23 protein-coding genes and 1 pseudogene are annotated in these 26,411 nt (G+C 62.8%); 10 read left to right on the top strand and 14 right to left on the bottom strand.

Annotated elements, in window-relative coordinates; translation table 11 throughout:
• The first annotated feature begins 68 nt into the window (after positions 1-68).
• Positions 69-725: a DUF4286 family protein gene (locus BWP39_RS06225; protein WP_096717844.1), complete on the top strand. Its 657-nt coding sequence runs from the start codon at positions 69-71 to the stop codon at positions 723-725.
• A 54-nt stretch (positions 726-779) separates the two neighbouring features.
• The gene (locus BWP39_RS06220; protein ID WP_096717842.1) at positions 780-2,087 is read left to right on the top strand and encodes an MFS transporter; all 1,308 of its coding nucleotides are present in this window, start codon (positions 780-782) and stop codon (positions 2,085-2,087) included.
• Between the two features lie 21 nt (positions 2,088-2,108).
• On the opposite strand, the gene BWP39_RS06215 is transcribed toward BWP39_RS06220, so the two are convergent.
• Positions 2,109-3,521: an aminotransferase-like domain-containing protein gene (locus BWP39_RS06215; protein ID WP_096717840.1), complete on the bottom strand. Its 1,413-nt coding sequence runs from the start codon at positions 3,519-3,521 to the stop codon at positions 2,109-2,111.
• Positions 3,522-3,702: 181 nt separating this feature from the next.
• Between BWP39_RS06215 and BWP39_RS06210 the strand changes: the two genes are divergently transcribed.
• Complete coding sequence (locus BWP39_RS06210) at positions 3,703-4,020, top strand: DUF2917 domain-containing protein (protein WP_096717838.1); 318 nt, start codon at positions 3,703-3,705, stop codon at positions 4,018-4,020.
• A gap of 89 nt (positions 4,021-4,109) precedes the next feature.
• Here BWP39_RS06210 and BWP39_RS06205 read toward each other — a convergent pair whose 3' ends face one another.
• Complete coding sequence (locus BWP39_RS06205; protein ID WP_096717836.1) at positions 4,110-5,348, bottom strand: citrate/2-methylcitrate synthase; 1,239 nt, start codon at positions 5,346-5,348, stop codon at positions 4,110-4,112.
• Positions 5,349-5,482: 134 nt separating this feature from the next.
• Here BWP39_RS06205 and BWP39_RS06200 point away from each other — a divergent pair, with 134 nt between their 5' ends.
• On the top strand, positions 5,483-6,877 hold the full coding sequence (locus BWP39_RS06200) for a CoA transferase (protein WP_096718595.1): 1,395 nt from the start codon (positions 5,483-5,485) through the stop codon (positions 6,875-6,877).
• A gap of 141 nt (positions 6,878-7,018) precedes the next feature.
• Here the strand turns inward: BWP39_RS06200 and BWP39_RS06195 are convergent, their stop codons facing one another.
• Positions 7,019-7,765: a GntR family transcriptional regulator gene (locus BWP39_RS06195; RefSeq protein ID WP_096717834.1), complete on the bottom strand. Its 747-nt coding sequence runs from the start codon at positions 7,763-7,765 to the stop codon at positions 7,019-7,021.
• A 170-nt stretch (positions 7,766-7,935) separates the two neighbouring features.
• Here BWP39_RS06195 and BWP39_RS06190 point away from each other — a divergent pair, with 170 nt between their 5' ends.
• Positions 7,936-8,781, top strand: a complete 846-nt coding sequence (locus BWP39_RS06190; protein ID WP_096717832.1) for an aldo/keto reductase — start codon at positions 7,936-7,938, stop codon at positions 8,779-8,781.
• A gap of 19 nt (positions 8,782-8,800) precedes the next feature.
• On the opposite strand, the gene BWP39_RS06185 is transcribed toward BWP39_RS06190, so the two are convergent.
• The 9 genes and pseudogenes from BWP39_RS06185 to BWP39_RS06145 form a co-directional block, all read right to left on the bottom strand.
• On the bottom strand, positions 8,801-9,283 hold the full coding sequence (locus tag BWP39_RS06185) for a hypothetical protein (RefSeq protein WP_096717830.1): 483 nt from the start codon (positions 9,281-9,283) through the stop codon (positions 8,801-8,803).
• A gap of 309 nt (positions 9,284-9,592) precedes the next feature.
• A complete protein-coding gene (locus BWP39_RS32055; RefSeq protein WP_157915126.1) occupies positions 9,593-10,417 on the bottom strand; it encodes a hypothetical protein in 825 nt (274 codons plus the stop codon).
• Positions 10,418-10,804: 387 nt separating this feature from the next.
• Positions 10,805-11,061 (bottom strand): annotated as a pseudogene (locus BWP39_RS32260) (ABC transporter ATP-binding protein); the annotation flags it as partial.
• Positions 11,062-11,075: 14 nt separating this feature from the next.
• Entirely contained in the window at positions 11,076-12,098 is a 1,023-nt protein-coding gene (locus tag BWP39_RS06170; RefSeq protein WP_096717828.1) for a HoxN/HupN/NixA family nickel/cobalt transporter, read from the bottom strand.
• 48 nt (positions 12,099-12,146) lie between these two features.
• Entirely contained in the window at positions 12,147-12,671 is a 525-nt protein-coding gene (locus tag BWP39_RS06165) for a cupin domain-containing protein (protein ID WP_096718593.1), read from the bottom strand.
• Between the two features lie 204 nt (positions 12,672-12,875).
• Positions 12,876-14,981, bottom strand: a complete 2,106-nt coding sequence (fusA, locus tag BWP39_RS06160; RefSeq protein WP_091011235.1) for an elongation factor G — start codon at positions 14,979-14,981, stop codon at positions 12,876-12,878.
• A 268-nt stretch (positions 14,982-15,249) separates the two neighbouring features.
• Entirely contained in the window at positions 15,250-15,765 is a 516-nt protein-coding gene (locus BWP39_RS06155; RefSeq protein ID WP_096717826.1) for a DUF192 domain-containing protein, read from the bottom strand.
• A 145-nt stretch (positions 15,766-15,910) separates the two neighbouring features.
• Complete coding sequence (locus BWP39_RS06150) at positions 15,911-16,117, bottom strand: hypothetical protein (protein WP_091011237.1); 207 nt, start codon at positions 16,115-16,117, stop codon at positions 15,911-15,913.
• A 432-nt stretch (positions 16,118-16,549) separates the two neighbouring features.
• Positions 16,550-17,122: a pseudouridine synthase gene (locus BWP39_RS06145; protein ID WP_170043837.1), complete on the bottom strand. Its 573-nt coding sequence runs from the start codon at positions 17,120-17,122 to the stop codon at positions 16,550-16,552.
• 325 nt (positions 17,123-17,447) lie between these two features.
• Here BWP39_RS06145 and icd point away from each other — a divergent pair, with 325 nt between their 5' ends.
• The gene (icd, locus tag BWP39_RS06140; protein ID WP_091011238.1) at positions 17,448-18,704 is read left to right on the top strand and encodes an NADP-dependent isocitrate dehydrogenase; all 1,257 of its coding nucleotides are present in this window, start codon (positions 17,448-17,450) and stop codon (positions 18,702-18,704) included.
• A gap of 126 nt (positions 18,705-18,830) precedes the next feature.
• Here icd and BWP39_RS06135 read toward each other — a convergent pair whose 3' ends face one another.
• The gene (locus BWP39_RS06135; RefSeq protein WP_170043836.1) at positions 18,831-20,477 is read right to left on the bottom strand and encodes an alkaline phosphatase family protein; all 1,647 of its coding nucleotides are present in this window, start codon (positions 20,475-20,477) and stop codon (positions 18,831-18,833) included.
• 297 nt (positions 20,478-20,774) lie between these two features.
• On the opposite strand from BWP39_RS06135, the gene BWP39_RS06130 reads away from it, so the two are divergent.
• Together BWP39_RS06130 and BWP39_RS06125 are read left to right on the top strand one after the other, a co-directional pair.
• Positions 20,775-21,125: a hypothetical protein gene (locus BWP39_RS06130; protein ID WP_096717822.1), complete on the top strand. Its 351-nt coding sequence runs from the start codon at positions 20,775-20,777 to the stop codon at positions 21,123-21,125.
• A 160-nt stretch (positions 21,126-21,285) separates the two neighbouring features.
• Positions 21,286-22,938 carry a multicopper oxidase family protein gene (locus tag BWP39_RS06125; RefSeq protein ID WP_096717820.1) on the top strand — a complete coding sequence of 551 codons (1,653 nt, stop codon included), beginning with the start codon at positions 21,286-21,288 and terminating at the stop codon, positions 22,936-22,938.
• Between the two features lie 87 nt (positions 22,939-23,025).
• On the opposite strand, the gene cspD is transcribed toward BWP39_RS06125, so the two are convergent.
• Entirely contained in the window at positions 23,026-23,232 is a 207-nt protein-coding gene (gene cspD / locus BWP39_RS06120) for a cold shock domain-containing protein CspD (RefSeq protein ID WP_091011243.1), read from the bottom strand.
• A 540-nt stretch (positions 23,233-23,772) separates the two neighbouring features.
• Here cspD and clpS point away from each other — a divergent pair.
• Both clpS and clpA read left to right on the top strand, forming a co-directional pair.
• Positions 23,773-24,087 (top strand): ATP-dependent Clp protease adapter ClpS, encoded by a 315-nt coding sequence (gene clpS / locus BWP39_RS06115; RefSeq protein WP_091011244.1) that lies wholly within the window; start codon positions 23,773-23,775, stop codon positions 24,085-24,087.
• Positions 24,084-26,381 (top strand): ATP-dependent Clp protease ATP-binding subunit ClpA, encoded by a 2,298-nt coding sequence (gene clpA / locus BWP39_RS06110; protein ID WP_096717818.1) that lies wholly within the window; start codon positions 24,084-24,086, stop codon positions 26,379-26,381. Before clpS ends, clpA begins: the two co-directional genes overlap by 4 nt.
• Positions 26,382-26,411: the final 30 nt, after the last annotated feature.

The following is a 26,411-nucleotide window of genomic DNA, read 5'->3' as shown; positions in this document are numbered from 1 at the left end:
ATTGAAGTGGCGCGTACTGGCGACACTGTGCACTGACCGATTTCTTTCAGTGCGCAGGAGCGTTGCCCATGAATCTCAAACCGTCCTCTCCGTTCGGCCAGCTCTGCATCTGGACCGATACCGAAGCGGATCCGCTGGTGGACGCCGACTTCAACGCCTGGTACGACCGCGAACACATGCAGGAGCGCGTTGGGTTGCCGGGCTTTCGGCATGCACGCCGTTTTCTGGCCAACGACGGTCAGGCGCGCCGCTATCTCGCGCTGTATGTGACCGACTCGCTCGGTGTGTTCGATAGCGCGTCGTACAAGCAGGCTTTTACCGTGCAGACGGACTGGTCGCTGCGCAACTTTGCGCGCATGACGAATACGCAACGGCGCGTCGGCGAGCTGGTGCTCGAAGCCGGCGCGGGCGAGGGCGGCCAGCTCGCCTTGTTCGTGCTGCCGCCGCAAGCCGCCGATTCAACGCGCTGGCATGCGCACGCCGAAGCCGGCGCGCAGCAAGCCAGTATTCACGCGATCCGGATGTTCTGCACCGATGCGCGACTCTCCACTCCGCTCGCGACGTCCGGCGGCACACCGCAGCTTGCAGCGGCCGATGCGATCGTGTTCGTCGAAGGCAGCGATGCCGCGGCGACTCGCGCGGTGGCCGAAACGCTGGCACGCGAGGCCGGTGCATCGCCGGACGACGTGCGTACCTTCAGCCTCCTGTGGCGCCTTGGCGCGTAGCGAACTGCCATTCAACGCCCGACGACCGGCATCCATCCCAACCTGGAGAATCTGATGAACACCGTTGCACAACCCGCGGTGCTCGGCCGTCCGCGTGCGGGCCGGGGGCGGCTCGCGACTGCCAGCATGGTTGGCACGTCGCTCGAATGGTATGACTTCACGGTCTACAACACGCTTGCCGCGCTCGTCTTCAATCACCTGTTCTTTCCGTCCGTCGATCCGCTCGCCGGTACGCTGCTCGCGTTTTCCACCTATGCGGTCGGCTATGTGTCGCGGCCGCTCGGCGGTCTGGTGTTCGGCAATCTCGGCGATCGCGTGGGGCGCCGTGCGGTGCTGATGATCACGCTCGTGCTGATGGGCATTACCACCGCGTTGATGGGCGTGCTGCCCACCTACGAGACCGCCGGCATCCTGAGCCCGATCCTGCTGATTGCGCTGCGCTTCGTGCAAGGCGTGGCGCTCGGTGGCGAATGGGCCGGTGCGGTGCTGTTATCGGTCGAGCATGGCGACCAGAAGAAGCGCGGGCTCAATGCGTCGTGGACGCAGGTCGGGCCGTCATTCGGAACGTTGCTCGGGACCGGCTTTATCGCGGCCATCACGATGACGATTTCCTCCGGCGATTTTCTGTCGTGGGGTTGGCGCGTGCCGTTTCTCGCGAGCCTGCTGCTGGTCGCGTTCGGCATCTGGGTGCGCAACGGCGTCGAGGAAACCCCGCAATTCCAGCAACTGAGCGACGCACATGCCACCGCGAAAGTACCGGTCGCCGAGGTGTTCGCGCAGCATTGGCGGCGGCTTCTCATCGCAGGTGGCTCGCGGATCGGCTCGGATGTGCTGTATGCGCTGCTCGTCGTGTTCACGCTGACCTATGTGACCACCGTGCTCAACCTGCCGAGATCGCTGGCGCTTGGTGCCGTGCTGGCCGGCACCGCGTTCAATGCGTTGAGCGTGCCGCTCTTCGGAGCGTTGTCCGATCGCTTCGGCCGGCGGCCGGTGTATCTGGCTGGCGTCGTGGCGGCGATCGTGTGGGCGTTCGTGTTTTTCGTGCTGATGGATAGCGCGCGGCCGCTCACCATCGTGCTTGCGGTTGTCGTGGGTCTCGTCATCCACGCGATGATGTACGGTCCGCAGGCGGCGTTCGTCACCGAGCAGTTTCCGACGCGCGTGCGTTATGCCGGTTCGTCGCTGGCCTATACGCTGGCGGGTATCGTCGGTGGTGGCTTTGCGCCGCTCATCATCGTTGCGTTGTATCGCCACTGGCATGGCACGACCGCGGTGTCGATATACGTGAGCGGGGCGCTCGTCGTCACGGCCGTCGCGTTGCTGGCCGCGCGTGAAACGGCGAAGCGGCCGCTCGAAGGCTGAGTCGGGACGCCCCCACGCTGGTCAGCGTGGGAGTTGCGCCGCCGCCGCAAAGAACGCATGCGCACGCGGATCGTTGCCGAACGCCGCATTGATACGAATCCACGGGCTCGTCTCCGCGTTGGGCCGGAAGTAGCTGCCCGGCGGGACCGTCACGCCAAGCGGCTCGCCGCATTCGACGAGCCGCGCCGCGTCGTCGATACCGGGCACACGCGCCCACACGAACTGACCGCCGAGCGGCTTTTCGAACACTTCCCAGCCGTGGTCTTCGAGCGTCTGCACGGTGAGGCCCATCGCATCGCTCATCCGGCGCCGCAGCCGCTCGAGATACTTCCGGTACATGCCGCGCTCGAGCAGCGCAACCGCGACCGCTTCGACAAAACGCGACCCGCCGATGCTCGTCAGCATCTTGATGTCGATCAGATCCTTGACGATCGCATGGCTCGCCACGAGGTAGCCGATGCGCAGCGACGACGACAGCGTCTTCGACAGCCCACCGATATAGACCACATGTTCGAGCTGATCGAGCGTCGCGAGTCGCGCCGTCGGTTCGCTCTGGAAGTCCGCGAAGATGTCGTCTTCGACGAACGTGAAATCGTGCTCGCGGGCGAACTGCAGCAACCGGAACGCAACCGGTGGCGACACCGACGTGCCGGTGGGATTGTGAAACACGGTGTTGATGAAGAACAGCTTCGGCCGATGCTGCTGCAACTGTGCCTGCAGCACATCGAGATCCGGGCCGCCGTGATTGCGCGGAATGCCGATCAGCTTGACGCCGTGCAGCTTCAGCAGGCCGTTCAGGTTGAAGTAGCCGGGGTCTTCGACAAACACGGTGTCGCCGGGCTTGAGCCGGTAACGCATCAGCAGGTCGAGCGCGTGGCTTGCGCCGTTCGTGATGAGGATCTGCGATGCATCCACGACGATGCCGAGCTGTGCGATGCGTGCCTGCAGATGTTCGCGCAGCGTCGCATTGCCGAGCGGTGTCGAGTAGTCGATCAGGCTTTCGGTGTCGACGCGCGATACGTGACGGATGGCATGCACGAGGCTATCCATGTCGCGCCACGCTTCCGGGGTGAAGCCGCTGCCGAGCTTCAGTGTGCCGCCCGGGTGGTTGAATTCCTGCAGGAGGTGAACGGATTCCTCTTCGGCACGGCGTGGGTCCGAGGTGCCGCGACCGGACATGCCGGTGCGCAGCCGTTCGGCCACATAAAAACCGGAGCCGTGACGCGAGTCGACGTAACCAAGCGAGACGAGCCGGTCATACGCTTCGATCACCGGAAAGCGGCTGATTGCGTAGTCGGCGGCGAACTGACGGATCGACGGCAGCTTCGCACCGGGGCGCGCCGCGCGCGACCGGATCCACGTCTGCACGCCGTGCACGATCTGCTCGATGAGCGGTACGCCGTTGTCGCGATCGAGTTCGATATCGAGTTTCATGTGCGTCCTCCTGGTCTGGCTGTCGAGGCGCCGGTTCGCGCGGTTGTTTGCGCAGTTGTCCGGTAACTGTCCGGTTTTTCGACTGAACAGTTCTGTTAAAACTGTTCGGAAGTGTTCATGGGTTTCTGATCATCGCACAGCAATAATGTTTCATCCAGAGTGCCCTGCAAGGAGAACAGCAATGCGCGAAATCCGTACTTTCGAACTCGAACACGGCGAGCCCGCGGCCGCCTGGCGTGTCGCGCAGCCGCTCGTACTCAAAGTGATGGCGGGCGAGGTCTGGTTGACCGTCAGCGGCGACCTGACCGATCACTGGCTTGCCTCTGGCGAGTCCTTCGAATTGCCGCGCGGTGCGCAGGCGTGGATCAGTGCCGGACGCACGGGTGCGCGCGTCGCGCTGGCGGTCGAGGAAGGGCGTGTCGGCACGCCGCGGCCGGCTGCTGCTGGGCTGCGTGCACCGGTACGTAGCTGGTTGCCGCGGTGGTTGCTTGCGGCGTGATCGGGCAGAGCGGTCGGGTGGCGTAATCGGGTGGCGTAAGCGAGCGAGGTAATTGGCTGGCGTAACCGGGTGATGCAGCAAACCCGGCGTCAGTCTTCGTAGTGTTCGCCGATGTAACGGGCGCGCGGCCGGATCAGTCTTCCGTCCGCGGCCTGTTCCATCGCGTGGGCGATCCAGCCGACCGTCCGCCCGACGGCGAACAGCGTGAACGCCGCTTCCTTCGGTAGATCGAGCACGCGCTCGAGGGCGGCGAGAGCGAAGTCGACTGTCGGTTCGGCACCTGTGGTTTCGCGCACGGTCTGCGCGAGCGCGAGGATCGCCGGCAGCGGCGAGCGCGCCGGCGCGCATTGCGTCAGCGCGTCCAGTAGCAGCGCCGCGCGCGGATCACCTTGCGGGTACAGCGGATGACCGAAGCCCGACAGCACCGCACCAGGCGCACCGTCGTGTTCGTTGTGCGCGATGCGGGTGGCGAGGAAGCGGTCGAGATCGCCGGCACGCTCAGCTTCATCGAACAGCGCGGCGACGCGCGTGGTTTCGCCGCCATGGCGCGGCCCGGCCAGCGCGGCGAGACCGCCCGCCACCGCACCGAACAGATGGGTGCCGGTCGACGTAATGCAGCGCACGGTAAACGTCGACGCGTTCAACTCATGATCCGCACATAGCACCAGCGCCATGCGCAGCAGGTCGGCCTGTTGCCGGTTGCGCACGCCCCATGTAGCGGCGAGTTGTCGATGCAGCGGATTGCTAGACGGCGCGCTTGAGATCATCGCGGCAGCGAGTAGCCGCACCAGTGAACACGCAGCATCGAGTTGTGCATCGCGGCCGAGCGCCCAGACGCGCGGCATCTGGGCGGCGGCCGCGGGTAGAAGCACCAGCGCGCGATCGAGCGGTGCGCTGTCGCTCCATAGCTTTAGCCACGCGGCCCATTGCGCGGGGGAGGGCGGTCCCGGCTGCGTCGGTGGCGTATCGGCAATGCGTCGCGGCGTGCATTCCCACAGCAGCGCGGCAACTTCTTCAAGGCTCGCCTTGCGCGCGAGATCGATGGCATCGCGGCCGCGATAGAAAAGCTGGCCGTCTGCAATCAGCGTGATCGACGATTCCAGCACCGGTACGCCCCAGTCCAGCACCTTCTGCGCAACCTTGCCTGCCCGTTTGCCATCCGCCTTGCGACGCGCAAGACGACGCACGTCGGCTGCGTCGTACAGATGGCGCTGTCCCTCGACATCGGGCGTCGAGCGCAACATGCCGCGGCTCACGTAGGCATAGAGCGTGGCGACGCTGATGCCGAGGGTCTCGGCGGCTTCGGTGGCGGTCAGTTGATCGGGCATGGGCGGGTATGCGTATAAGAGCGGCGGAAAACCATAGAAATCGATCTATGTTGATTATATTAATCAAGATTGATTGCGATAAGAGGCAATTCTAGACTCGAAGCCATTCTTCCTGTCAGGCGATGCCGATCAACATGACTCCTTCTCTTGCGCTCGATCATCTCTGGAGCTTGGCCGGCTGCGATCCGGCTGCGCTCGATGCCGTTTCCCTCACAGGCACCGATCCCGGGTTGCCGTCTGTCTATCGCGTCGGCACGCTGGCGGCATCGACGATTGCCGCAACCGGGCTCGCTGCCGCCGAATGTTTTCGTTTGCGCACCGGTTGTCGGCAGCGCGTCGATGTCGATGTGCGTCGTGCGCTGGCCGCTTTTCGCAGCGAGCGCTATCTCCGCCTGAACGACGGACCGCCGCCTGCGCTGCGCGATCCCATCATGGGCTTCTATGCGACGCGCGACGGTCGCTGGGTGCAACTGCATACGAATTTTCCGCATCATCTGCGCGGCGTGCTGGACGTGCTCGGTTGCGCGAATGAGCCTGCGGCGGTGGCCGAGGCAATCCGCGGCTGGGACGGCGCGGCGCTTGATCAGACGCTGGCCAATGCGGGCCTGTGCGCGGCGCTGATCCGTTCGCCACGCGAATGGGCCACGCTCGAACAGGCGAAGGCGATTGCCGATCTACCGCTCTTCGAGATCGAGCGGATCGGCGAAGCGCCGCCCGAACCGCCTGGCCGGGGTGGCTTCGACCGGCCGCTCGCTGGCGTGCGGGTGCTCGATCTGTCGCGCATCATCGCGGGGCCGACGGCGGGTCGCGCGCTCGCGCAGCATGGCGCGCAGGTGTTGTTGATCAATGGTCCGCATCTACCGAACATCGCGCCGCTCGTGATCGATACGGGGCGTGGCAAACGCTCTGCTGCGCTCGATCTGCGCGATGACGCGGCACGTGCCCAGTTACGCGAGCTGGCAACTGGCGCCGACGTGTTCCTGCAGGCCTATCGTCCTGGTGCGCTGGCGGCGCGCGGCTTCGGCCACGATGCGCTGGCGCAGATGCGGCCGGGCATCGTGTACGTCTCGGTGTCCGCATATAGCCATGCGGGGCCGTGGGCGACACGTCGCGGTTTCGACAGTCTCGTGCAGTCCGCGAGCGGTATCGCGTGGACGGAGAGTCGCGCTGCGCAGAGCGAAGTGCCGAAGCATCTGCCGTGTCAGGCGCTCGATCATGCAACCGGCTATCTGGCTGCGTTCGGCGCGATGACGGCGCTTGCGCGACGCGCGACCGAGGGCGGTAGCTGGCATGTACGGGTGTCGCTGGCGCAGACCGGCCGCTGGTTGCAGTCGCTGGGGCAGATCGAAGATGGCTGGCGCACGCCCGATGTCACGCTGGAAGATGTCGCCGATTGTCTGGAGACCGTCGATTCACCGTTCGGCCGCGTACGCGGTACGTTGCCCGCAGAACACCTGTCGGAGACACCACCGTTTTTTGCGCGACCGCCCGTGCCGATCGGTCACGACGCCGCGTGCTGGGAAGACTGAGCGGACGCGGTGCGTTTGTGTTTTGCAACGACGGGACGACTGCGCTTTGCGCAAACGCCGGAGCCAATCGGCCACGATACGTGAGCGAGCGCAGTACGTTGTGCAACAACGTGGCGACGCGCTGACGTAGGCGTGTAACGCCTACTTACGCAACTCCGCGACAAAGTCGTAGTAGTCGTTGCGGCAATACGTATCGGTCAATTCGATCGCCCGTTGATCGGCCGTATAACCGACACGGGTGATCAGCAGCAGCGCCTCGTTCGTGGCGATGCTCATTTGCCGCGCAATCTCTTCGCTCGCGTTGACCGCGCGAAAGTGCTGCAACGCACGCACGATCGACAGCCCACGATGTTCGAGGTAGCTATACAGCGAGTCGCCGATTGCCTGCGGATCGGGAATCACCGAGGCAGGGAAGGTCGAGTTCTCGACCGCCATCACGATGCCGTCCGCGAGCCGCAGACGGCGCAACCGCGTCACCGCCGCCGCCGGCGACAGGCCCAGCTGGATCACTTCATCGCGATTGGCCGGCACGATGTCGCGCGACAGCCATTGCGAACTCGGCGTGAAACCGCGTCGACGCAGCATTTCGCTAAAGCTCGACAGACGCGACAGCGGGTCTTCGTAGCGCGGCGTGATGAAACTGCCCGCGCCCTGGGTGCGGCGGATCAAACCTTGCTCGACGAGCAGCGCGATCGCCTTGCGGGACGTAATGCGCGATACGCCGAGCGCATCGGAGAGCACACGCTCCGACGGCAGCGCCTCGCCGGCATTCCAGCGGTTTTCGTGAATTGCGTTGCCGAGCTTGCGGGCGAGCTGCAGGTAAAGCGGTGTGTCGTTTTCCGGGTCCGGGCGCAGGTCGCGCCAGCGGTCTTCCGAGGCTGAGGTCATGGGACGGACGCAAGAAGGGCAAGCGACAATTCTATGACATCGGCGCGTCGCGTTATAGCGGCCTTTTGTCTGGCCGACGCCCGCGCCTGCGACGAGCGGCTACACTGAGCCGGTACGCATCGGCGGCGGCCTGTCGTAGCAAGGGCCGCGCGCATTTCACCGGAGACTTCATGACGACCGATTTCCCCAGCGTTGCGTTGCCCGACGGCGAACGTATCCCGAAGCTCGGGCAGGGTACGTGGGAGATGGGCGAGCGGCAGACGCAGCGCGCGGCCGACATCGCTGCGCTGCGTACCGGCATCGAACTTGGTATGACGCTGATCGATACCGCCGAAATGTACGGCGACGGCGCAACCGAATCGCTGCTCGGCGAGGCGCTTGCCGGTTTGCGCGATGACGTGTTTCTCGTCAGCAAGGTCTATCCGCACAACGGCAGCCGTCGCGGTGTGCAGGCCGCGTGCGAGCAGAGCCTGAAACGCTTGCGTACCGACCGGCTCGATCTGTATCTGTTGCACTGGCGCGGCTCGGTGCCGCTCGAGGAGACCGTTGCCGGATTCGAAGCGCTGCGCCGGGCGGGCAAGATTCGTCACTGGGGTGTGAGCAACTTCGATACCGACGATATGGAAGAACTGGTTGGCATAGCGGGCGGCGAGCACTGCGCGACGAACCAGATTCTCTATAACGTCGCGCGCCGCGGACCGGAGTTCGATCTGCTGCCGTGGCTCGCGGGCCGGAGCATGCCAGCGATGGCCTACAGCCCGATCGATCACGCCCGCCTGCCGAAACGCTCGCCGCTCGACGATATTGCCGAAGCGCGCGGCGTGTCGGTGTTTCAGGTGGCGCTCGCGTGGACGTTGCGACAGCCCGGTGTCTTTGCAATTCCGAAGTCGGGAAGAGTCGAGCACGTGCGCGATAATCGCCGCGCGCTCGATCTACGCCTGACCGAAAGCGAATGCGCGCAAATCGATGCGCACTTCAGACCACCGCGCAGCAAACGGCCGCTCGAAATGCTGTGAGCGCGTGCGGCCCGCTGCATCAGTTGCAGGCGTGGTGCAGATGGACCGAGCCGAGCACGGCGACCTCGGCGGGCGTGCGTTTCAGCGAATCGTCGCTGACCTGGGCCGCATCGGTGACGAATTCATCGACGATCGACGACACCGGCACACCACGCAGGCACAGCGACACGCGTTGCGTTTCGTTGGCCGGCAGCGACGCGCGCTCGCCGAGGAACAGCACACCGTATTGATAACCGTGAATAACGCCGCGGACCGCGCCAATGCATTGGGCATGGGCATTGTTGTCCTTGTTGCGGCACTGCTGCGCGAGCGACCACGCGGAGAAGCTGGGATCGACGGGGGGGGCGGCCTGTTCCTGTTCGTTGCCGGTAGTTGCTGCTGTGGCTGGTGCGGCCGGTGCGGCTGTTTGCGCGCGGACCAGTGACGGAACAAGGCTAATGGCCGCAGCGATCAGCAGTGCAGCGGCTGCGCGCGATGAAGCGTGGGGGACGTTTCGATTCATGTGTGTGTTGTCCTCATATCGATCGTTGAATCTGCTATGAGGCACCGCGGGCTGTTTGGTTCCTGGTGCGCTTGCGATCTGGAGGCGAGGCAGTCCGAGCTTCCGGTGCCTCAAAAACGAAAACGGTCGGCGGTGCGCGCGCCGACCGTTGCCTGAGAGCATCCTGCCTGTCCGGGCTCCCGGCTCCCGGCTCCCGGCGGCGACGTTCGACCGGGGGATCGAAACGTCGCCGCCGATGCTGGCCGGGGGGATGCGGCCTGTCGAGGGACTGCATCGTGGGGCGCGGCGCGGGGGCGCCGTCGCACGGATCTAATGTCCGTTGCCACCACCTTTGCCGCCGCCTCCCGCGCCAGATCCGCCGCCGTAGCCTCCGCCGAAGCCACCTTTGCCCGAACCTGCACCGAAGCCGCCACCCATACCGCCCATTCCACCACCGAAGCCGCCACCGAAACCTCCGGAGGGACCGCCGCTGGGACCACCACTGGGGCCGCCGCTGGGACCGCCGCCGCCGCAACCGCACCCGCCAGTGCCGCCACCGCCGCCACCGCCGCCACCGCCGCCACCGCCGCCACCACCGCCGCCGCCGCCACCGCCACCGCCACCGCCACCGCCACCGCCACCGCCACCGCCACCGCCACCGCCACTGCCACTGCCACCGCCACCGCCACCACCGCCGCTACTACCACCACCACTGCTACCACCACCGCTACTGCCGCTACCGCCGCCCTTGCCACCCGAGCCGCTGCTGCCGCCACCACTACCGCCGGAGCCGCCTGAGTTACCCGAGTTACCCGAGTTGCCCGAGCCGCCGCTGCGATTCGGCATGCAATGACCGGCGTCGCCGGTACAGGTCCTCACGAGGAAGACAAGCGAGGCATCGTCGGCGGCGCTCGAAGCGCTGGCAGCCGCCGCTGTCGCTGTCGCGGACGAGGTGTCCTGCGCCAGCAGCGCAACCGGCGCTGCGCCGCTCGCGGGAAGTGGTGCATCGGCTGCGACGATCCACTTCGGCAGCACGTCATCGGCGGGCGCTCCGTGCGCCGTATGTGCGGCCAGCAGCATTCCCGTACCGGCAGCCAGAAGCGCCGTACCCCGCAGCATCACGTAGTAATACTGATTTAACGTTGTAGTTTTCATCACTGCTCTCCCTGCGAGACGACGTTCCTCGTCGACGTCATCTCCATCCTGTTGTGCACGCGAAGCAGGCCGGACAGCGCGCAGCCATGCTGCGCGGTTTATCCGTGGCCAGGCGTCCGGCGTGCATGCCGCAACGTGCGCACGAACGGATACGCACGATGGCGCGATCGTCCATAGCGCGAGGTTCGCGCGGGCGGTGGATGGCAGCTTGCTCGCCGTCGTGATGTCCGTCCTGCGTGAACCGGATGCCTGCGGGTTACTTAGCGATAACCATGCCATTGACCGGGAAGCCGCGCCGTACATGGCAGCGACGAAGCCACCGCGACGGTGGCAGCGATAAATCAGTAGAAAATGTTTCGAACCTGAAACGCGCGGAGAGCCACGCTGTCAGGCCTGGCGATGCGCGTCGCCCTGCCGGGCGCGAAGGTCGACGAGCGGGATATGACAGCGGATGTGGTGGGCTGCGCCGGCATCGAGGAGGGGCGGGTCCTGCCGCTTGCAGATCTCGCCGGGCTTGCGCAGATAGCGCGTAGGGAACACACAGCCCGATAACGCGCGACATGCCGATCGTGCGAGATGAATACGTTGTTCACGTCGCGTTCGCGCTGCAGGTCGGCCAGCAGGTTGAGGACGGCCGCCGGCACCGGCCTCGCGTTTTTCAGCGCCCAGGCAACGCAGGTTTGCGCCACCGATGGAACAATATCGAACCGATCCAGCACGCGGTGAAGAGCGCGACGATGCCGTACCCGAGCGGGCCGAACTGATCGTTGGCCGCACCGATCGCGTCCCACACGCCGCCGCTGAAACCGAGCTTGTCGGACAGCAGCCCCAGCGCCTCGATGCCGCCGATTACGATCGCCACCAGCGCCGACACGAACGTGATGCTCGCGTTGTAGTAGAGCTTGCGCTTCGGGTCGTCCATTGCCCAACCGTACGCGTGAACCATCAGGACGTTGTCGGTGGAATCGACGAGCGTCATGCCCGCGGTGAAGAGCGCGGGGAACACGAGGATCGAGTAGAGCGGCATGCCCTTGCCGGCTTCGGCGGCGGCGATGGCGAGCAAACCGATTTCCGTTGCCGTGTCGAAGCCGAGGCCGAACAGCACGCCGACCGGGTACATGTGCCAGCTTTTCGTAACGAGGCGGAACAATGGACGTAGTGCGCGCGACAACAGACCGGCGGGCGCAGCGACATTCGACGCAGGTTCGTCAGCGGGCTCGCTACCGTTTTGCACGTTGCGATAGCGCCGCCACACGTCGCGCAGGATCACGAGGTTTACACCAGCGAGCACCAGCAAAAACGAAGCCGACACGAGCGTGCCGATCGTCCCACCGATCTCCTTGAACGTATCGAAGCTGCTGTGCAGTTTGAGTGCGGTCAACGCGATGCCGACGGTTGCGGCGACAACGATCGTCGAGTGGCCCAGCGAGAAGGCGAGGCCGACACCGAGCGGTCGCTTGCCGGTTTGCATCAGCTTGCGCGTGACGGCGTCGATGGCTGCGATGTGATCCGCGTCGACCGCATGACGCAGGCCGAAGCCGTACGCGAGCAGCGCAGTACCGAGCAGCAGCGGGTAATGGCGAAACGCGATCAGCGCCCATGCCCACGCCGCCAGATTGGCGGCGATCAGCGCCGCGTAGAGCATGAAGAGGCGAGGGCGCAGGCTGGCGGTCGGCGTCATGAAGGTTGAACGATGAAGATGAAGGTGGGTGGGTCGAAGCGGCGCGTCTCAGTGTTCGTGCGGGTGCTTGTGGATCGGATCGACCCAGTGCACGGTCTGCGGCGTTTCGACGGCATCGATGTTCAGATTGACGACGACCGCTTCGTTGTCGCTGCGCACGAGCACACACTCGAGCGGGTCGTCGGTGCTCGCATTGATCTCCTGATGCGGCACGAACGGCGGAACGAAGATGAAGTCACCAGGCTCGGCTTCGGCGGTGAACTCGAGCTGTTCGCCCCAGCGCATCCGCGCATGGCCGCGTACGACATAGATCACGCTCTCGAGCGCGCCGTGATGATGCGCACCGGTCTTCGCATTCGGATGAATCGTCACTGTGCCAGCCCAGATTTTTTGTGCGCCTACGCGAGCGGCGTTGATCGCAGCCGCGCGGTTCATGCCCGGTGTCTGCGCGGTATTCGTGTCGAGCTGATCGCCGCGAATGACCTTGACGCCGTTGTCGCGCCAGTTCGGCGTCGGTGCGGAGTGATCGTCGTGGCTATCGTGGCTATGCGGGTCATCGTGGTGGTGGCTCATCTGCATCTCTCCATCGTCTTTCCAGCGTCGCGCGGACTGCCGTGGTTTACGCCGTATTCTGCCCGGCCAAAATTGAACAACCGATGTTTCCTGCTGCGCTCGTTGCTCCCGCAACGTCGACCTACGCACGAACCAGGAGCCCAAAAAGAAAAAAGCCCATTCATTCCAGAACGGGCTTCTTCCCAACTAACAACGATATGTGATTTACCGCTGCTTCGTGTTGACGATCGCTTCCGCCACGTTAGTGGGCGTTTCCGCGTAGTGCTTGAACTCCATCGTATAGGTAGCGCGCCCTTGCGTGAGCGAGCGCAGCGACGTCGAGTAGCCGAACATTTCCGCGAGCGGTACTTCGGCGCGCACGAGCTTGCCGCCGCCACCCGCGATGTCTTCCATGCCCTGGACGATACCGCGCCGTCCCGACAGGTCGCCCATCACGTTGCCCATGAAGTCTTCCGGCGTTTCGACTTCGACGGCCATCATCGGTTCGAGCAGCACCGGCTTCGCGCGGCGCATACCTTCCTTGAATGCCATCGATCCAGCCATGCGGAACGCGTTTTCGTTCGAGTCGACGTCGTGGTACGAACCGAAGGTCAGCGTCGCCTTCACATCGACGACCGGATAACCCGCGAGCACGCCGGACTTCAGCGTCTCCTGGATCCCCTTGTCGACGGCCGGAATATATTCGCGCGGCACGACACCGCCCTTGATCGCATCGACGAATTCGTAGCCGCCGCCTGGCTTCTGCGGTTCGAGCTTGAGCACCACGTGGCCGTACTGACCGCGTCCTCCCGACTGCTTGACGAACTTGCCTTCGACGTCTTCGACCGAGGTGCGGATCGTTTCGCGGTAAGCGACCTGCGGTTTGCCGACGGTGGCTTCAACGCCGAACTCGCGCTTCATCCGGTCGACGAGAATTTCGAGGTGCAGCTCGCCCATCCCGGAGATGATGGTCTGGCCAGACTCTTCATCCGTTGCGACGCGGAACGACGGGTCTTCCTGAGCCAGACGGTTCAGCGCGATACCCATCTTTTCCTGGTCGACCTTTGTCTTCGGCTCGACCGCCTGCGAAATGACCGGCTCGGGGAAGATCATCCTTTCGAGGATGATCACGTGGTTCGGATCGCACAACGTGTCGCCGGTGGTCGCGTCTTTCAGGCCCACGGCGGCGGCGATGTCGCCCGCATACACTTCCTTGATTTCCTTGCGCTCGTTCGCGTGCATCTGCAGGATCCGGCCGAGGCGTTCCTTCTTTTCCTTGATCGCGTTGTAGACGGTGTCACCCGAATTCACGACACCCGAGTACACGCGGAAGAAAATCAGCTGGCCGACGAACGGGTCCGTCATGATCTTGAACGCGAGCGCGGAGAACGGTTCGTCATCTTTCGGATGACGCTCCGCTTCGTTGTCGTCTTCGTCGTGACCCATGATGGCGGGCACGTCGACCGGCGACGGCAGATAGTCGATCACCGCATCGAGCATCGCCTGCACGCCCTTGTTCTTGAACGCGCTGCCGCACAGCATCGGCACGATCTCGTTCTTGATGGTGCGGGTACGCAGGCCGAACTTGATTTCTTCTTCGGTCAGCGTATGGCCGTGCAGGTATTTGTCGAGCAGTTCCTCGTTGGCTTCGGCAGCGGCCTCGACCATCTTTTCACGCCATTCGTTGGCGGTGTCGACGAGTTCGGCCGGGATGTCGATGTACTCGAACTTGATGCCCTGGTTCTCTTCGTCCCACACGATCGCCTTCATCTTGACGAGGTCGACCACGCCCTGGAAGTGATCTTCCGCGCCGACCGGAATCTGGATCGGTACGGCGGTGCCCTTCAGGCGCTCGGTGATCTGCCGCTGCACGCGGAAGAAATCGGCGCCGACGCGGTCCATCTTGTTGACGAACGCGATGCGCGGCACCTTGTACTTGTTCGCCTGACGCCACACGGTTTCGGACTGCGGCTGCACGCCGCCGACCGAGTCATAGACCATGCACGCGCCGTCGAGCACGCGCATCGAACGTTCCACTTCAATCGTGAAGTCGACGTGGCCCGGGGTGTCGATGATGTTGATCCGGTGTTCCGGATAATTGCCGGCCATGCCTTTCCAGAATGCAGTCGTGGCAGCCGACGTAATCGTGATGCCGCGCTCCTGCTCCTGCTCCATCCAGTCCATCGTCGCCGCACCGTCGTGAACCTCGCCGATCTTGTGAGTCACGCCGGTGTAGAACAGGATGCGTTCGGTGGTGGTGGTTTTGCCGGCATCGATGTGAGCGCTGATACCGATGTTCCGGTAACGCTCGATGGGAGTCTTGCGGGGCACGTGAATCTCCTTGGATTGGGGCGCGCCGGTGAAAAAGGCGTCGAGGGCAGCTTACGCTACCCGGGCGATTGCGGTGCTACTACGGTGTAAAGACTACAAGCATAGCGCCTGTGTCAGGCTTTTGCAGGAATCTTCCCCGTGGCGGCCTGGCGTTGCCGTCAGGATCGGGGCGTGACTGCCGACACGCCATGTAAAAAGCCGGCGCGCCTCGTGGCGCGCCGGCTTGACCATTTCTCAACGAAGGCGGGGCGAGCAACTCGCCCGAACCTCATTGCGGAGCGGGCAGCCCCTGAATCTTCGTGCCGGGCGTGATGCCTTTCGAGGCAAACCAGCCCTTGCTCATTTCAAGCGCATAGACCCCGTTGTTTCTCGGGCAGTGGTTGTCGGTTGTTTCGGCCTGCATCTCGTCGATGTCGGTGACCGTACCGTCGGCGCGCATGAAGGCAATCGACAGCGGGATCAACGTGTTCTTCATCCAGAAGCAGTGCACCGCATTCTCGTTGAAGACGAAGAGCATGCCTTCGTTCGGTGCGAGCTGCGACCGGTACATCAAGCCTTGTTCGCGATCCGCATCGTTGGCCGCGACTGCGGCGTCGATCACGAACATGCCGGCCGTGAGCTTCGCGCGCGGAAAATCGCCGGGCTGTTTGGCACCCGCAGGCATCTGCTGCGCATGCGCGCTATTCACACCGGGAACGGCGAACCAGACCGACGACAAGGCAGCGAGCGGCAGCGCGATCGCAATCGCAAGACGCGCAATCGACAGGCGCAGGGGAAATCGCACGGCAACACTCCTTGCTGGAAAATAACCCGCGCATGTTACGCGAGCGCGGCAAAAACAAAAAGGCAGATCGCCTTTCAGCAATCTGCCTTTCAACGCCGTAAGAACGGCAATACTGCTAGTTCTTGACTGCGTTTTTACAACCAGCTTAGTTCGAAGCTGCTGCCGGAGCTTCGGCTTCCGAAGCTGCCTTCTTGGCGTGGTGCTTCTTGGCTGCGTGCTTCTTAACAGCCTTCTTTGCCGGTGCCGAAGCAGCTTCAGCCGGAGCAGCAGCCGGAGCGACCGGAGCCGAAGCTTGTGCGAAAGCAGCCGTTGCGAACAGGCCAGCGACCAGAGCAGCGATCAGTTTGTTCATTTTGTAAATCCTCAGCATGAGTTGCGGTTAATTGACCAGATGACCCGGTTCTTGGAGTCATGCCGGTAAACGTGCCATCCACCTTTCGGTTGACAGACCCATCGAAGAATTTCGTCGACGGGCACTGCGAGCGCTCGAACCATCTGTACTCACCGTTGGAGCGGCGTGTGCAAAGGCCCTTAAGGCTGAATGCCGGATAGCTTCGGACGGCATCTGCGTCGAATAACGCGTGAGTTCTCTACGCGGTTGACGAAAAACTTTCGTGGAATTTCGGGATTGCTTATTCGCGGTGGATTCGTGCGCTTGTGTGTGGGGCAGTACGTGCGGGATTTATTGTTTCGGAAAACAGAAATGCGTGCTGGCACAACGAGTTAGCGTGAGTCGGCAAACCGTTCGATGCCTTTGCGAGGGTTTGCAAGGTGCCCGCGGGCTTTATCGCGTGATGCCGTCCCATGGCGCGCGCGGCGGCAGGTCGATACTTTCGCCGGGTTGCAGGCCGAGCGAAAAAATATCGAGTGCGCCGATGCCGACGCGTACGAGCCGCAGGGTAGGGAAGCCGACAGCGGCCGTCATGCGGCGGACCTGGCGGTTCTTGCCTTCGGTGATCGACAGTTCGATCCAGCTGGTCGGGATGGCCGCGCGATAACGGATCGGCGGCGTGCGTGTCCACAATGTGGCTGGTGGCTCGATGAGCTGCGCCTGGCAGGGGCGTGTCACGTAATCGCCGAGATCGACGCCGCCTGCGAGCGCTGCCAGCGCTGCGGTGTCGGGTATGCCGTCCACCTGAGCCCAGTAGCGCTTGACCAGCTTGTGCCGCGGCTCGGCGATACGGGCCTGCAACGCGCCGTCGTCGGTGAGCAGCAGCAGACCTTCGCTGTCCGAGTCGAGCCTGCCGGCGGGATAAACGCCGGGCAGCGTGATCCAGTCCGCCAGCGACGCCCGCGTTTCGTGCGGAGAAAACTGGCAGATCGTCCCGAAGGGCTTGTTGAGAGCGATGAGGCGCATGCGTGAATCCGGCAGATGGAGTACCGCAGGACGCCCGCGCAGCGCGGGTTCTGTGGCAAATGGCGGGATATTAATGCATAATACGAAATGGCAGGTCTTTTGTCTTATATAAGACCTAGGCGAACCGGTGTTGCATGCGCGGCATCGCGTGCGGGAATTGTCATGGTCTGCAGCGGGCGCGCATGTGCACCTGTGGGCTAGAATAGCGGCCTGGCCGCTTGTTGGCGCCCGGCATTGCGCGCAGCGAGAAGCGCCCGGTTCCGCAGTCCATCGTCTGCATTTCCCCACAGAGCTTTCATCAGCACAGCCATCACTGGAGTCGATCATGCCGTATCAGCACATCAAGGTTCCGACCGGCGGTGACAAGATCACTGTCAACGCGGATTACTCGCTCAACGTTTCCGACCAGCCGATCATTCCGTTCATCGAAGGTGACGGTACCGGCCAGGACATCACGCCGGTGATGATCAAGGTCGTCGATGCGGCGGTCGAAAAAGCCTACGCAGGCAAGAAGAAGATCCACTGGATGGAAGTCTTCGCCGGCGAGAAAGCGACCAAGGTGTACGGCCCGGACGTGTGGCTGCCGGAAGAAACGCTCGACGTGGTGAAGGAATATGTCGTGTCGATCAAGGGTCCGCTGACGACCCCGGTGGGCGGCGGCATCCGTTCGCTGAACGTGGCGCTGCGCCAGGAACTCGACCTGTATGTCTGCCTGCGCCCGGTGCAGTACTTCAAGGGTGTGCCTTCGCCGGTGCGTGAGCCGGAAAAGACCAACATGGTGATCTTCCGCGAGAACTCGGAAGACATCTACGCCGGTATCGAATGGCAGGCAGAGTCGGAACAGGCGAAGAAGGTCATCAAGTTCTTCCGCGAAGAAATGGGCGTGAAGAAGATCCGTTTCCCGGAAACGTCGGCGATCGGCGTGAAGCCGGTGTCGCGCGAAGGGACCGAACGTCTCGTGCGCAAGGCGCTGCAGTACGCGATCGATAACGATCGTCGTTCGGTGACGCTGGTCCACAAGGGCAACATCATGAAGTTCACGGAAGGTGCGTTCCGTGACTACGGCTATGAGCTGGCACAGAAGGAATTCGGTGCGGAGCTGATCGACGGCGGCCCGTGGATGAAGATCAAGAACCCGAAGACGGGCAGCGATATCGTCGTGAAGGACGTGATCGCCGACGCGTTCCTGCAGCAGATCCTGCTGCGTCCGGCCGAATACGACGTGATCGCTACGCTGAACCTGAACGGCGACTACATCTCGGACGCCCTGGCTGCGCAGGTTGGCGGTATCGGTATTGCGCCGGGTGCGAACCTGTCGGATTCGGTGGCGATGTTCGAAGCGACGCACGGCACGGCGCCGAAGTACGCGGGCAAGGACTACGTGAACCCGGGTTCGGAAATTCTCTCGGCAGAAATGATGCTGCGTCACCTCGGCTGGACCGAAGCGGCCGACGTCATCATCAAGTCGATGGAAAAGTCGATCCTGCAAAAGCGCGTGACGTATGACTTCGCGCGTTTGATGGAAGGCGCGACGCAGGTGTCGTGCTCGGGCTTTGGTCAGGTGCTGATCGAAAATATGTAAGCGCGGTTGGCTTGATCCGGAGTGATCCGGCGAACCCCGGCAAGCACGATGTGCTGCCGGGGTTTTTGTTTTTCAGTTCGGAGACAGCTGGTTTTACTCCGCCCCTGAGCAGAATGTCCCGCTTCTTCAATGCGCGACGCCCAGCCCCGGCAAGACCTGCGTACCTTCCGCTACAACCGCATTCAACAGCGTCGGTTCGAGGCCCAGCAACTGCACGATGGTCGGCGCGACCTGAGTGGTCTGAACCCGACCTTTCTCGATGCGACCGCCGTGGAATCGCGCGAACGATACGACGAGCGCGAGGTGGCTGTCGTCCGGTGCGTTGCCGCCGTGCTCTTCATCCTTCGACTTGCTCGACGTGTAGATGACGCCGGGATTCGGTTGCACGATGATGTCAGGCGTACGGCCTTGCGCAGGATCGCCGAACCACTTGGACAGACGCGCGCCGGTCAGGATATAAGCCTGCGGCCCATCTGCGCAGATGCCTGGCGCGTTGCATCCGAGGTTGCCCTTCAGCGACGTGACCACCGCATTCAACTGGCTCTGATCGCGCAACCAGATGAGGCCGACGTCATCGGTCTGCACGAAGCCGGTGTTGACGAGACCCGAGCCGTCGTTCAGATTGCCGGTCTTCGTGTTGTTCTGGCCGAAGTTGCCGTTCGGATCTAGATAGTTGTTTGCCTCGAGCAGCTTCGTCAGCGTGTCGCCGTTCTTCACGAGCTTCGTATGATCGGTCGGCGACTGACCATGCTTCGCCGTCACGATAACGACCGTCGAGTTATACAGGTTGCGCTGCTTGAGTTCCGACACGATCCGACCAAGCGCTTCGTCGACGTAACCAATCGCGCCAGCCACTTCGGTGCCCGGTGTGAAGTCCGCATCGAGGTATCCGCCGCCCGAGGCCACCGTCGCTTTCTCCGCGACACTCAGCGTCTGGAAGTTCGTACCGAACAACGTCGGAATGGTCGCGCTACTCGCGCCGGTCGAATCCTTGCCGTCGATCTCGTTGATCAGCACCTGCACGTGATAGTTATCGAACTTCTCGGTGTGCGTATAGCTGTCCAGGTAGTTCGTGTTCGTAGCGGGGTCGATCGAGTTGATCTCGGTGCGAGCGAGATCGTCGACGCCGCGACCCGACGGACCGTTCACCCAGTCATAACCCCATGCATGCTTGTCGGCCCACGCGGTGCGCGACCCGTGAATGTGCTCCTTGACGACTTCGAAGATCGTGTTCGTCTTCACGTAGTTGTGCGGATAGACCGGCGTGCAGCGACCGTTGATCAACGCATGCGGGATGGCCTGAGGATTGAATGCGCCACCACCGTCGAGGTGAATCAGCGGACCGCCGTTTTCGGCATCGATACCCGTTGTTTCATCGAACACGACATTCCAGCCCTGCTTGCCCGAGCACGTTGTATCCGAAGGCGCGTAGAACGTACGGTCATACGTGACGTCGTAGAACAACCCCGCGCTCTTTGGTGAGCCACCCGTCAACAGCGCGGCGAGACCGGGGAACGAATCCGACAGACCCGGCGTATAGGCATTGGTGTACGTCACCCCCGCTTTGGCAAGCAACGCGAGATTCGGACAGGTATTCGCTGCGACACAACGCGCGACATCCTGCTCGTGAAGACCGTCCACGCTGATCAGCAATACATGCTTTACGTCACTACCGCGACCATGATCCTGCGCTGTCGCGGCCATACTGACGAACGTCAGAGCGCTCGCACCGACTACTGCACTGACTCCAGACCACCACCTGATTTTCTTCATCGTTGACCTCATCGTTCTGGATTGGACTGCTCATACCTGGGGTCGCAATCTGCATGCGCAATGCAAACGTTTGATGAAGCGGGGCTTTCGTTTCTCTATCGGGTCGATGGAGAGGCAGATGGAATATGGCGCGGAAGAAAGTGTGAGATTTTGTATCGGGGTACTGATTGCGTTCGGGGCTACAAGCATGTTGAGAGTGTTTCTTGTTCTACAACCGTGTTGGACGTGAAGCGTGCGTGGCGGTGCGTCGAGGCGCGGTGCGGTATGATTCCCGAACACTTCTGTCTGCTTCCTCGCATGTCTTTATCGTCGCGTGTCTTCATCGTGCTGTGCACTGTCCTGCTGTTCATGCAGGGTGCGTCGGCGCACGTGTCGATTGCCAGAGGCGATCATGTCGTCGCACATAGCCTTGCAGGTGTCGAACATTCGCAGGTTGTTTCCGACGAAGCGGTGCACTGTGCCGGCATGCATTGCGCAGACGGTCACGGACCATGCTGCATGACGATGTGCGGTGCGCACTGCGGCGCACTCTTCGCTGCGCTGCGTTTCGAGCCGTGGACGTCCACCGCTACATTGCCGCTTCCGCTTGCCGATCCTCATCGCGTCGGCGTCTCCTACGCGCCGCTGCTGCGGCCGCCGATCGCCTGATCGTTGGTCGCATCGCCCGGTCTTTACGCGGAGCGAGCGGCACAATGTCTCCTTCGAATACGCTGGTCAGGCAGGCATTCATGCCGCCGACCCTGATAACGAATGCGCGCGAAGCAACCGAACACGCTGTCGCCGCGCGCGAGTAACGAGGAATCAATCGATGATCCGCAGAGAATTTCTGGTTCGCACGTTGAGCGCGGCCGTGGCGACGCTGGTGGCGCGCGGTGCGCTCGCGCAGAACGCCGCGCATGACACGCACGATATGTCCGGCATGCAGGATATGAAGGGCATGGAAGGGATGGGGAGCATGCCCGGCATGTCGCCGCATTCGGGCGCGGCGACCCACGCAACTGCGTCACTCGCTCCCGCGGACGCGCTGCCAGCCGGCCGCCCGCTCGCCGCATTGCGCGTGCTCGCTAACGAGAGCCGCGAGCCCGGCATGTTTCGCGCAACGCTGGTGGCGCATCCGGTGCAGCGCGAGATGCTGGCGGGCAAGCCGACCACTTTCTGGCAATACGACGCGATGAGCGGCGGTGGGTTACTGAAGGACAATGCGTCGCAGGGCCCGGTGATCGGACCGCTGATCGACGTACGCGAAGGCGATACCGTCGAGATCCGTTTCGTCAACAAGCTCGCTCAACCTTCAACTATTCACTGGCACGGTCTGCCGGTGCCACCCGACCAGGACGGCAATCCCGCCGATCCCGTCGCGCCGGGCGCAACCCGCGTTTATCGTTTCACGCTGCCGGTGGGCAGTGCCGGCACGTACTGGTATCACCCGCATCCGCACATGATGTCGGCGGAACAAGTGTTTCGCGGGCTGGCCGGCCCGATCGTCGTGCGTGCGGCCGCCGATCCGCTCGCGGCGTGGCCGGAACGTCATCTGTTCTTCTCGGATCTGCGGCTCGCGAGCGACGGCTCGATCCCGCCCAACGACATGATGGACTGGATGAACGGCCGCGAAGGGCAGTTCGTGCTGGTGAACGGCGCGCGCCGTCCGCGCATCGTCGTGACCAACGACGAACGCTGGCGCGTCTGGAACGGCTGCAATGCGCGGTACCTGAAACTGTCGCTGGGTGCCGCGTCGTTCGTTCAGGTCGGCACCGACGGCGGCTTGCTGGAAGCGCCACGCGACGGGTTGACCGAACTGTTGCTCGCACCTGGCGAACGGGCGGAACTGATCGTTCGCGCCGGGACGGGCTCGCGGCAGGCGGTGCTGAGCGCCGCGGTATACGACCGCCGCAAGATGTCGATGTCCGAGGGCAGTAGCCTGCCCGCCGATCCCGCCCGTGCGCTGGCCGACGTCAGTTTCGAGCCGCCAGAAAAAAATGCGCAGGCACCGCGCGCGCTACCCGCGAAGCTCGCCGTTATCGCACCACTCGTCGCGTCGACGGTACGAAAATCGGTCGTCTTTTCCGAAAAGATGGATATGTCCGCGATGCACCGCCCGGGCGCATCCGCGCACGGCATGCCGGCGGGAATGACGTTCATGATCAACGGATCGACCTTCGACCCGGCGCGCGTCACGCTGACCAGCCGTCGCGACGAAGTGGAAATCTGGTCGATCGAAAACCGCACCGACATGGATCATCCGTTCCATTTGCACGGCACGCAGTTTCAGATAATCGAACGGCAAAGCGGTGGCGTGACGACGCCGGAGCCTTATCGGGCATGGCGCGACACCGTAAACGTGCAGCCCGAGGAAACGGTGCGCATCGCGACCGTGCAGCACATGGCGGGCGAGCGCATGTTCCATTGCCACATCCTCGAGCATGAGGATCTGGGCATGATGGGCACGCTGCGCGTCGTTTGAGCGGCGCATTGTCCGCTCGCGCAGGACCCCAAAACGAAGAAACCCGGCACGAGGCCGGGTTTCCGAGGGTACGGGAATCGAACAGATTCAGGCGGCAGCCTGGATGTTCGATGCCTGCTTGCCTTTGGGGCCTTGCACGACCTCAAAGCTCACCTTCTGACCTTCCTTGAGGGTCTTGAACCCATTCATCTGGATGGCCGAAAAGTGTGCAAACAGATCCTCACCGCCTTCGTCGGGCGTAATGAATCCGAAACCTTTCGCGTCATTGAACCATTTGACCGTACCAGTTGACATACCTACTTCCCCTGTAACTCATGTTCCTACCACGAGCACGCTCGAAAAGCTTAACGACCGCGGTTGCAGCCGTCCCCTCCTCACAAGCTCACCATCGGCATTTTTTCGGAATAACTTGGCTGGTTGAAAAAAGTGCCAGCTTGATTGTTGAGGCTCTTAATTCGAGTGTCAAGAAAATTTTGAGACAGGCGCAGGGCCGTTGCGGGAATCCCATTTTCAGGGTTTTTCCGGCTTTTCTTTATATGTGTTCACGCGAGCGTGGTGTCTTGAAAAGTCGCATAATCGACTCACATGCAGTTCTGCGGGTCGCGGTGAGTGTGGTGCGGCCAACGGGTCTGGACGGGTTATGCGATACTCGATCCAAAGGTGGTTTTGATTGATGCAAGATCGATTTTCGGGAGGGCCGGCACCGCATTCGGCTCATCGCGGAACGCTCGCGCCGACATACTCGGCCGCAGGGCCGAGGCGGAATGGTCACCGGCCGGGCGGTCGGGGTTTTGGCAGGATTGCGGGCCTGTCCGAGATGTTTAGAATGGGTGTATGGCGATTATTCCGGACAAGCAGGACGGCACCGTACTGGAGCGGCAGGAACAAAAGCTGAAACCGCCATCCATGTATAAGGTGGTGCTGCTGAATGACGACTTCACGCCGATGGAATTTGTCGTGATGATCGTGCAGGAGTATTTCAGTAAAGATCGTGAGACCGCAACGCAGATTATGTTGAAGGTGCATCGCGAAGGTAGGGGAGTCTGTGGGGTCTATACGCGGGACATCGCGTCGACCAAAGTCGAGCAAGTCGTTACCCACGCACGGCAGGCCGGGCATCCGCTGCAGTGTGTGATGGAGGAAGCATGATTGCCCAGGAACTGGAAGTCAGCCTGCACATGGCGTTCATGGAAGCACGCCAGGCGCGGCACGAGTTCATAACGGTCGAACATCTTTTACTGGCCCTGTTGGACAATCCGACGGCCGCAGAGGTGTTGCGCGCATGCGCGGCCAACATCGAGGATCTGCGGCAGAACCTGCGCAACTTCATTCATGACAACACGCCAACCGTGCCTGGCACGGATGACGTCGACACGCAACCCACGCTCGGTTTCCAGCGCGTGATTCAGCGCGCGATCATGCATGTGCAGTCCACCTCGAATGGCAAGAAGGAAGTGACCGGCGCGAACGTGCTGGTGGCGATCTTCGGAGAAAAGGATTCGCACGCGGTGTACTACCTGCAACAGCAGGGCGTCACGCGGCTCGATGTCGTGAACTTCATTTCGCATGGCATCGCGAAGACAAGTAGCACCGACCCCGCGAAGGCGAGCGACGCGAACGCCGAATCCGACGAGGCCGGCGCGCAGAAGGAAACGCCGCTCGCGCAGTTCACGGCGAATCTGAACCAGATGGCGAAGGACGGTCGCATCGATCCGCTGATCGGTCGCGAAGCCGAAGTCGAGCGCGTCGTGCAGGTGCTGTGCCGTCGGCGCAAGAACAACCCGCTGCTGGTCGGTGAGGCCGGTGTCGGCAAGACGGCGATCGCGGAAGGGCTCGCGTATCGCATCACGCGTGGCGAAGTGCCGGACATTCTCGCGGATGCCCAGGTGTACTCGCTCGACATGGGCGCGTTGCTCGCCGGTACGAAGTATCGCGGCGATTTCGAACAGCGCCTGAAGACGGTGCTCAAGGAATTGAAGGAGCGCCCGCACGCCATTCTGTTCATCGATGAAATTCATACGTTGATCGGCGCAGGTGCCGCATCGGGCGGTACGCTCGACGCATCCAATCTGTTGAAGCCGGCGTTGTCGTCGGGTGTGTTGAAGTGCATCGGCGCAACGACCTTCACTGAATACCGTGGCATCTTCGAAAAGGACGCCGCACTGTCACGCCGCTTCCAGAAAGTCGACGTGGCCGAGCCGACCGTCGAACAGACGGTGGCGATCCTGCGCGGCCTGAAGTCGCGCTTCGAAGAGCATCACGGCGTGAAGTATTCGTCGGGTGCGCTGTCGGCAGCGGCTGAACTGTCGGCGCGCTTCATCACCGACCGTCATCTGCCTGACAAGGCGATCGACGTGATCGACGAAGCCGGCGCAGCGCAACGCATCCTGCCGAAGTCGAAGCAGAAGAAGACGATCGGCAAGGGCGAGATCGAAGAGATCATTTCGAAGATCGCGCGCGTGCCGCCGCAAAGCGTGTCGCAGGACGATCGCAGCAAGCTGCAAACGCTCGATCGCGACCTGAAGAGCGTCGTGTTCGGGCAAGACCCGGCTATCGATGCGCTGTCGGCCGCGATCAAGATGGCGCGCGCGGGCCTCGGCAAGACGGACAAGCCGATCGGTGCGTTCCTGTTCTCCGGCCCGACGGGCGTCGGCAAGACCGAAGTGGCGCGGCAACTCGCGTTCACGCTCGGCATCGAGCTGCTGCGCTTCGACATGTCGGAATACATGGAACGTCATGCGGTGAGCCGACTGATCGGCGCGCCGCCGGGCTATGTCGGTTTCGATCAGGGCGGTTTGCTGACCGAAGCCGTCACGAAGAAGCCGCATTGCGTGCTGCTGCTCGACGAAATCGAAAAAGCGCATCCGGACATCTACAACGTGCTGCTGCAGGTGATGGATCACGGCACGCTGACGGACAACAACGGTCGCAAGGCGGACTTCCGCAACGTCATCATCATCATGACGACGAATGCGGGCGCCGAATCGATGCAGAAGTCGACGATCGGTTTCACGACCAAGCGTGAGACCGGCGACGAAATGGTCGATATCAAGCGCATGTTCACGCCGGAGTTCCGCAACCGTCTGGACGCGACGATCAGCTTCCGCTCGCTCGATGAAGAAATCATCATGCGCGTGGTCGACAAGTTCCTGATGCAGCTCGAAGACCAGTTGCACGAGAAGAAGGTCGACGCGCTCTTCACCGACGCGCTGCGTGCGCATCTCGCCAAGCACGGCTTCGATCCGCTGATGGGTGCACGGCCGATGCAGCGCCTGATCCAGGACACGATTCGCCGCGCGCTTGCCGACGAATTGCTGTTCGGCAAGCTCGTCACTGGCGGCCGTGTAACGGTCGACGTCGACGAGAACGACAAGGTGCAACTGACGTTCGACGAGCAGTCGGAGCCGCGCAATCCGAATCCGGAGGCTGTCGAGGTCGAGTGATTCTGAAGCAGGCAGGCTGAAACAAGAACG

The organism is Paraburkholderia acidicola (genome assembly GCF_002362315.1).
GTDB classification, from domain to species: domain Bacteria; phylum Pseudomonadota; class Gammaproteobacteria; order Burkholderiales; family Burkholderiaceae; genus Paraburkholderia; species Paraburkholderia acidicola.
This window is presented reverse-complemented; position numbering and strand designations above follow the sequence as displayed.